Source organism: Methylobacter psychrophilus, from assembly GCF_025583945.1.
GTDB lineage: Bacteria > Pseudomonadota > Gammaproteobacteria > Methylococcales > Methylomonadaceae > Methylobacter_C > Methylobacter_C psychrophilus.
On the sequence record NZ_JAOEGU010000017.1, the window covers coordinates 71,458 to 80,242 of the forward strand.

6 protein-coding genes are annotated in these 8,785 nt (G+C 43.1%); 4 read left to right on the forward strand and 2 right to left on the reverse strand.

All coding sequences use genetic code 11. The features are described from left to right. The first annotated feature begins 53 nt into the window (after positions 1-53). A complete protein-coding gene (pnp, locus tag N7974_RS10305; RefSeq protein ID WP_262965529.1) occupies positions 54-2,144 on the forward strand; it encodes a polyribonucleotide nucleotidyltransferase in 2,091 nt (696 codons plus the stop codon). Between the two features lie 146 nt (positions 2,145-2,290). Here the strand turns inward: pnp and N7974_RS10310 are convergent, their stop codons facing one another. Together N7974_RS10310 and N7974_RS10315 are read right to left on the reverse strand one after the other, a co-directional pair. After that, complete coding sequence (locus N7974_RS10310) at positions 2,291-4,933, reverse strand: EAL domain-containing protein (RefSeq protein ID WP_262965530.1); 2,643 nt, start codon at positions 4,931-4,933, stop codon at positions 2,291-2,293. A gap of 72 nt (positions 4,934-5,005) precedes the next feature. Then, positions 5,006-5,701, reverse strand: a complete 696-nt coding sequence (locus tag N7974_RS10315) for a hypothetical protein (protein WP_262965531.1) — start codon at positions 5,699-5,701, stop codon at positions 5,006-5,008. 138 nt (positions 5,702-5,839) lie between these two features. On the opposite strand from N7974_RS10315, the gene N7974_RS10320 reads away from it, so the two are divergent. The 3 genes from N7974_RS10320 (at position 5,840) to N7974_RS10330 (ending at position 8,683) form a co-directional block, all read left to right on the forward strand. Continuing rightward, positions 5,840-6,145, forward strand: coding sequence for a hypothetical protein (locus tag N7974_RS10320; RefSeq protein WP_262965532.1), 306 nt, complete (start codon positions 5,840-5,842; stop codon positions 6,143-6,145). Positions 6,146-6,692: 547 nt separating this feature from the next. Then, positions 6,693-7,751, forward strand: coding sequence for a response regulator (locus N7974_RS10325; protein WP_262965533.1), 1,059 nt, complete (start codon positions 6,693-6,695; stop codon positions 7,749-7,751). Then, positions 7,748-8,683 (forward strand): GGDEF domain-containing response regulator, encoded by a 936-nt coding sequence (locus N7974_RS10330; protein ID WP_262965534.1) that lies wholly within the window; start codon positions 7,748-7,750, stop codon positions 8,681-8,683. The genes N7974_RS10325 and N7974_RS10330 overlap by 4 nt, the downstream gene beginning before the upstream one ends. Positions 8,684-8,785: the final 102 nt, after the last annotated feature.

Below are 8,785 nucleotides of genomic sequence, written 5' to 3' on the forward strand. Positions count from 1 at the left end.
AGACCTTGCCATGCAAGGTCTCTGTAAATAATATCTACACAAAGGAACCTATAGTGAATCCTATCAGGAAAGAATTTCAGTATGGCGATAAACTCGTTACACTAGAAACAGGTGAAATCGCACGTCAAGCAGACGGCGCTGTCATAATCGATGTCGATGGTACATCACTGCTAGTCACTGTCGTTGGTAAAAAAGAAGCCAATGGTGGAGATTTTTTCCCGTTAACGGTTAATTATCAAGAAAAAGCTTATGCAGCGGGTAAAATTCCCGGTGGCTTTTTTAAGAGAGAAGGACGTCCCAGCGAAAAAGAAACCTTAACCTCCCGGTTAATTGATCGGCCTATTCGTCCGCTCTTTCCTGAAGGCTATACCAACGAAGTTCAGATTATTGCTACAGTAATCTCGTTAAATCCTGATGTTGATCCTGAAATTCCCGCACTTTTGGGTGCTTCTGCCGCCTTGGCAGTATCAGGCTTACCTTTTAACGGCCCCATAGGTGCTGCTTGCGTAGGTTATAAAGACGGCGTTTATTTAATAAACCCATCACCTGCCGCGTTAAAAGATTCTGCATTAACCCTGGTTGTCGCCGGTACTGCCCATGCAGTATTAATGGTTGAATCCGAAGCCACCGGTTTATCTGAAGAAATCATGTTGGGTGCAGTTTTGTTTGGTCACGAACAAATGCAAGTTGCCATTAACGCGATTAATGAATTTGCACTAGCTGCAGGTACGGGTGTCGTTGAATGGGTAGCTCCCGAAGCTAATGCCGAATTAGTCAGACTGGTTACCGAAGAAATTGAAGCCGGCATTAAAGCCGCTTATCAAGTACCTGAAAAACTGGTTAGACAAGAACAGTTAAAAGCGCTTAGAAATGCTGTTGTTGAAAGATTGACCGCCAACGCTGACTATGCCGAAAAAGATATCCGTAATATCATCGAACATCTGGAATACCGTATTGTCCGCAACGCCATTCTAATTGACGGCAAGCGTATTGATGGCCGGGCTTTAGACAAGATCAGACCGATTTCCATCAGAACGGGTGTTTTGCCAAGAACGCATGGTTCTGCCTTGTTTACCCGTGGTGAAACACAAGCCTTGGTTGTAGCAACATTGGGTACTGCTCGTGATGCACAAATCATTGATGCGCTGGCTGGTGAATATAAAGAACCGTTCATGTTGCACTACAATTTCCCTCCGTACAGTGTTGGTGAAACCGGTTTTGTCGGTTCACCAAAACGTCGTGAAATTGGTCATGGCCGCTTGGCAAAACGTGGCGTTGCTGCCGTGTTACCTAATATGGATGAATTTCCTTATACCATTCGCGTGGTTTCTGAAATTACTGAATCCAACGGTTCAAGCTCAATGGCTTCCGTTTGTGGTAGCAGCTTGGCGTTGATGGATGCCGGTGTGCCAATTAAATCACCCGTTGCCGGTATCGCAATGGGCTTGATTAAAGAAGGCGACAGCTTTGCGGTTTTATCGGACATCATGGGTGATGAAGATCATCTTGGCGATATGGACTTTAAAGTTGCCGGTTCCGTAGAGGGCATTACCGCTCTGCAAATGGATATCAAAATTGATGGTATCACCGCAGAAATCATGAAAGCGGCACTGGAACAGGCAAAACAAGGTCGTTTGCATATTCTGGAAGAAATGAACAAGGCATTATCCAGCACACGCGATGAAATGTCTGATTTTGCGCCACGTATCATCACGTTTAAAATTGATCCGAGCAAAATTCGTGAAGTTATCGGTAAAGGCGGCGCAACCATTCGTAGCATTACCGAACAAACCGGTGCCAGTATTGATTTAACCGATGACGGTGTGGTTAAAGTCGCTTCTGTTGATAAAGCCGCAGGTGAAGAAGCCCGTCGTCTTATCGAAGAAATTACTGCTGAAGTTGAAGTGGGTAAAATTTACGAAGGTAAAGTTGCCAGACTGATGGACTTCGGCGCTTTTGTTACCATTCTTCCTGGTAAAGATGGCCTGGTGCATATCTCACAAATTTCAGACGAGCATGTTGATAAAGTCAGCGACCGTTTAAATGAAGGCGATGTAGTCAGAGTAAAAGTACTTGAAATTGACCGCCAAGGTAGAGTCAGATTAAGTATTAAAGAAGTTGATAAAGAAGACGCAGCATCATAATACAAAGTTAGTCGTAGTACAAAAAAAGGGCCGTAAGGTCCTTTTTTTTGCCTGACAGATACCAATCTTGAATACCAATAATCTTTGTCGGGTTAAACGCTAGCCGTAACCCGACATAAATACTACGCGACTTTCTCTTGTTATGTTTAATTAGGTCTTGCCGTATTAGCTGATGGCATATTAGCCCAGACGGGATCAGGTTTCCAGGTCGTACACCAGCCAGGTAGCTCATTGGCCGGCATGGGGAGGGCAATACCATAACCTTGCGCCAGATCACAACCCAATTGCCTGAGCAGCGTGCCGTGTTCAATGGTTTCAACGCCGACGGCGATAACCTTAAGATCAAAAGCCGGTGCCAGGCCCAGCAAACCTTTGACAATGGCCTGGTCATTGGCATCATTAATGATATCATGCACAAAGCATTGATCTATCTTGAGCATGGTCACCGGCAGGCGCTTTAGATAAGTCAATGAAGAATAACCGGTACCAAAGTTATCCAGAGAAAATTTAAAGCCCATTTCCTGGCTAATTTCAAGCACTTTGGATACCTTGCTCAAGTCCTCCATGGCACTGATTTCCAATACTTCCAGCTCCAAGGAGGCAGGATTAACCGTCGGGTGAGCGGCAAGCAAGGTCCGTAAACTATCGACAAATCCGCTGTGTTGTAACTGACGGGCATTAATATTAATACTCACCGGGATAGTTAATCCTGCGGCAGTCCAAAGTTCCATTTGGGTCAGAACCGTATCGATAACCCACTCGCCAAGATCTATCGCCAAGGGATTATCTTCAATCATGGGCATAAAAATATTCGGCGGCAGCAGGCCTTTGCTGGGGTGTTGCCAGCGAATTAAGGCCTCAACGCCGATAATTGCCGCTGTCTGCATATTAACTTTAGGCTGATAATACAGCACAAATTCATGAGCGGTTAGTGCCTGGCGTATACGCTCCATACTTTCATGGTGGCCACGGATATGGCTATCGTGAACAACATCAAAAAAATGGTAACTATTCTTGCCGGCCAACTTGGCCTGATACATCGCCAGATCCGCTTGGTGTAGCAGTTGATCGACATTGATCTCCTCTGTCGATGTATAAAAAGTGACCCCCAAACTGGCTGAAACTTGAAGATTATGCTGCTTAAAATTTACCGGTCGGGAGGCTGCCATCAGTATGCGACTGAGTATTGGCACGCTGGCTTCAATAGTGCCGATATCAAGCAAGATGGCGACAAATTCATCGCCGCCGATTCGGGCCAGGGTATCACCATCACGTAGCGCCTGTTTCATACGCTGCGCCAGGGATATCAGTAATTGATCACCTGCTTCATGGCCATAATTGTCATTAACTGACTTAAAGCCATCCAGATCAATATAGATGACCGCTAATTGCTCGCCTCGTCTTTTGCTTTGCGCTATGCCTTGATACAGACGATCTGTCAATAATAAGCGATTGGGCAGACTGGTCAGTGCATCGTAATGGGCGATATGCTCCAGCTCATTTTCATGTTCCTTGATCATGGTGATATCAGATAACAGGGAGACATATTTCCGGGGTGATGTTTGATTATCATCGCTAACGGTATTAATACTTTGCATCACGGCATAAACTTCACCGTTCTTGCGCCGGTTCCACACTTCGCCATACCAATGGCCTTTAGTATTCAGGTTATGCCACACTGTTTCAAAGAAATTATTATCCTGAAGGCCGGCGTTTAAGATAAGCATGTTTTTACCCACAATATCGTCAAGTTCATAGCCGGTAATACGACTAAAGGCCTTGTTAATATCCAGGATAGTACCGTCAGAAGAGAGAATCATAATGCCTTCCAGGGTATTGGTAAACACACTGGCGGCTAGTTGAAGTTTTTCCTCCAGCATTTTTTTTTCGGTGATATCCCGGTTGACTTCAAGTAAACCAATAATTTTATCGTCTGTGGAGCGTAATGGCACTTTAACGGAATCAAAAATACGCAAGCTGCCATCGCTGTGATAAATAGCATTGGTGTTCTGGATGATTTTACCGGACAGCACGGCCAGATCACTATGCTCATCGCTTTGCTTATAACGGGCCAAGCCATTTTCTTGGTCCGTTTTACCATACAGGTCAGTCGGTTTTTTACCAATGGCTTGCGCAAAAGTCTCATTGCAAAGAATGGTATTTAAATTAGCATCTTTGGCTAAAATATAATCGGCCGAAGAATTAATCATATTTTCCAGTAGTACAGATTTCTCCTGAAGCTTTGCTTCGGCGGCCAACTGGCGCATTTTACTGCGATAACCCTCAACTACTTGGGCGCAGGCAGCCAATACCGGTTGGAGGCTTGTAACCAGCGCTTCATCATAGCCACCGGGGCGATTAGCCATGCCCAGACAGCCAATAATTTCATCTTCACAATAAAGGCATAAACCCAGAAAACAATCCAGCGCAGGATGACCGGGTGGCATCCGTCCGCAACTATAGCTATGGTGAGGGGGATCGTTGGCAATAACCGGCGCATTGGTAATAATAGTCGCAAAATACAGCGAGTCGGTCGCATAAAATTTTAAGCCGCTGGCGTAGTTATCCTCCCAAAAACGTCGACTGGCATCATCCCAGGTAATATTGGTCATTGCCAAGGCTTGCAGGTATTGACCACCGGTTTCATCATATTTTAACTCTTGGATAAAACCAAACCGGCTATCAGTCAACTCAAGGATATCCGTTAACAAGGTGTTAAATACTTCCTCTGCCGGTTTCGATTTGATATAGAGCGCTTGTAAGCGATTGACACAGTTTAATATTTTCATAAATACCGGGTTGGATCAGTTAGATAACAGATGACTTAATCACCAAACCTTGGGGTTTTTATAATCTGGCTATCAAATACCCAAAACTGCCCTTTGTACGGCGCTCCACTCACCATGAGGCTCGCTTTTATCCCACCAACGCAGACGATATTCACGGGTTTCATGAGTATTGCCAGGTTCAAAGGGACGTTCATCCAAATAGGGTTTTACGGTATCAATAGCCAGAAAACTCCACTCGTTACCATTAATACGGCTTTCAATCCAGATGCCATCATGGCCATATTTTTTAAAATCAATACGTACTCGGCTACCGGCAGGCCCCAGTTCCACCGAAAGAGCCAGCTCGGGAACCGGATGTTCAGTGGTATTGGCGGTTGCGATAATACCCAGATCATGGCCGATAGCTTCATGGTAATTGAGGCTGGCTTTGATACGGGCAATCTGGCTAAACAAACGTTTTTGGATACCGGGCGCAGGCGCAGGCGGTGGATCAGGAAAAACAGAGGGTTGCGGATAGTTGATAGGGGACTTGCCACTACCATTTGTCATCAGCAGCTTATAGGCGGTTGCCTCTTTGGCATCGCGGTGTATGGCAGGATACCAATGTTGCAGTAGCCAGACATAATAAAGACAATCGGTCAGGGTAGCGGCTATTTCCTTGGCATCAATACCACAGACCGGGCCATCGATAGGGAGTTTTAACGCATAGTGAGAAAGCCAGACAATTTGCCCGGCTTCAGTCGTGGGGAAAAAACTATAGGTAGTCATGGTAAAAGGCAGTCTCCGGCCGAATTAATTAGCGATAAGCGTTTTTTATAAAAAAAGGCGGGCATTTTTCACTGGGTTGTCGGTAGTTATAAGGCTGTTGCTGTTATTATTTATAACGTTAGCGGGTCTGGCTGGGCTTTGTGTCTGGCATTTAAGTTACGCCTCTTTTTATTCGCTGTCATTAAAATTATTGTAAAAGTTAACAGCCAGTTATTTTTGTTTCTTGTTGGTACTTATAAAGAGTGGGCAGTATATCTAAAGGCTTACAAAAAAACAGTGGGTAAGTTTACCAGCATACCGGGCAAGCTTACCAAAACAATGGGTAAGTTTACCAAAATAATGGGTAAGCTTGCCAAAACAGTGGGTAAGCTTGCCAAAACAGTGGGTAAGCTTGCCAAAACAGTGGGTAGGCTTGCCAAAACAGTGGGTAGGCTTACCAAATAATATTAAAAAGATTTTTAAGATAATGAAAAAGCCAACAGAAAGAATATGTGTATTTTCTGACTGTATCAGGCAACGAAGACAAATAGTTGGTATGATCATCAGCCATCTTTAGGCATACTGAAACAGTAGTAGTGAGTCTATATGGAGCCAAATAACCTTTTTAATTAGCAAGTAGAAATGCTGTTTGACTGGTAATATATGCAATATTTTTATTTTTTAATTTAAATATTTATTATCGGTAAATTGTAGGGGTTTTATTTTTATCGTAATCGCTTAGTGATTATTACTTTAAAGAACTCCAAAAAAATTACTTTTTTCTACGTTTCATTTCATCGCTAATAAAGTATCTATTATTGCCAATAGATTAAATAAATTTTATAGGCCAATGAATGACAACATCGATTTTTCAATATTGACATTGCTTAAAGCAATACCAATTGATATAGGGATTATATGAAAAAGATTAATAGTATCTGCCTTAATTTGTTGGCACTATGATTATAATTAACGAGTTTCTTGATTTACCCAAACTGGCAGTTGGTTTATATTGACTGATTTTAATAAACAGTTGATTGGTTTGCATATTCTGGTTGCTGAAGATAATCTTTTTAATCAGAAAATTATCCAGAAATTTCTCAATTTATTGGGCATTAACGTCGAGATCGCTAATAATGGCAAAGAGGCGCTGGCATTATTGGAGATGATTAAATTTGATGCAGTATTAATGGATATAGACATGCCGATTATGGATGGTATTACAGCAACACAGCAACTACGTAGTCAGGCACGTTTTGCCATGTTGCCGGTGATTGCTCTCACGGCTGCGGTAACTGAAGTCGAACGAAACCAATATATGGCGGCAGGTATGAACGATGTTATCAGCAAACCCGTTAATCCAACTCTGCTCTTGTCAGCACTGGTGCGCTGGATAAAATGCCATGGTGTGATGACAGCTGATAAAGATATTGGGCTTGAATGCATGGAAACTGATTCGCCTATTATCGATAAGCAGTCTATTGAAGAATTGCCGTATTTTGACAAGACAACGTTATTAGTCATGCTTGGTAATAATCAGGATTTGGCGGTCCGATTATTAGTTGATTTTAAGGAGGACATGGAAAACTTTCCGACTGAAATTGCCGCCATGATAGCAGCAAAGGATATCTCATCTATCCGGGCACATATACACAGTCTTAAAGGTGTCGCTGGTAATCTGGGCGCCTTGCAATTACAGGCGGCAGCGATGCTCTTGGGTGAGCAAATTAAGACAGGGCTGCCTACTATTAATATGGTTAATGATTTTAATGCTGTTTTTGTCAAAACAATGTCGATGATTGCCGAGCAGTCTCAGTTTGCAATAGCCGCGCCGGAAAATACCGGTAATAGTGAAATCGTAAGACAGTCTATCAGCGAACTTGACAAGTTACTGAAAGAACATGATTTTATCCCTGAAGCGTTATTGAATAACCTTAAGGAAAATTTGGCAACGGCAAAATTTGAGCTGTTTATTCGCTTACGAAAATTAATTTACGATCTTCACTACCAAGATGCACGCTTATTGTTACAACAATTGGTAATACTACCGGATATTCAAGAGGCTTTATGATCATTACCCAACAATGTCCAATGATACTTATCGTTGATGATATGCCTGTCAACATCAAAATTCTTGCGGAAGCTTTAGGCTCCGGCTATCGCATTAAAGTTGCCAATAATGGTAAGGATGCGCTGGAGATTGCAGAAAATGAGCAGCCGGATCTGATTCTTTTGGATATCATGATGCCAAATATGGATGGCTTTGAAGTCTGCCGACGTTTGAAGGGAAATACGCAGACTTGCAAAATTGCCGTGATGTTCCTGACGCTCTTGAGTGGTGAAATTAATGAGGAGCAGGGTTTAAACCTTGGTGCTGTTGATTACATTACCAAGCCCATTGCCATTCCGATTGTTAAGGCGCGTATCCGCAACCACATCCAGCTTAAGCGGCAAGCTGACTTGCTTGAATCTCTGGCGATGATTGATGCGCTAACGCTTATTCCCAATCATCACCGTTTTGATGAAACCCTGGTGTCAGAATGGCGGCGCGCTATGCATGATAAAACGCCGTTGTCATTGTTGGAAATCAATATCGATTATTTCAAAGGCTATATCGACGAATATGGCTATGGTGTCGGCGATATATTTTTGAAAATACTTGCCAGTACCTTGGCCAAAAATCTCCAACGACCGGGTGATTTTATTGCCAGATATAATAATGATACGTTTATGGTTGTTCTGCCGAATACCGATGCAGAGACTGCTTTGCAGATTGCCGAATGCCTGCGTGAGAGCATTGAAAAGCTGGGGATAGTTTATATTGACTCAACCGCAGGTTTTGTCACGATTAGTATAGGGGTGGCCACTCAAGTTGCTGTTTCGCAAAATTTATTTCCTCAAATACTCAGCGAAGCCGCTAATAGTGCAGTTAATAGTGCAACAAAAAATGACGGCAACCAAGTATATGTTTATAGGGATCAATACCTTCGCCAATTGGTATGAGTAATTTATAGATATCGGAGGAAGGAGGAGGAGAAAGGAGAAAGGAGAAAGGAGAAAGGTCAGAGAAGGTAGAATACCGCTTCTAACAGAGCATTCGCACCC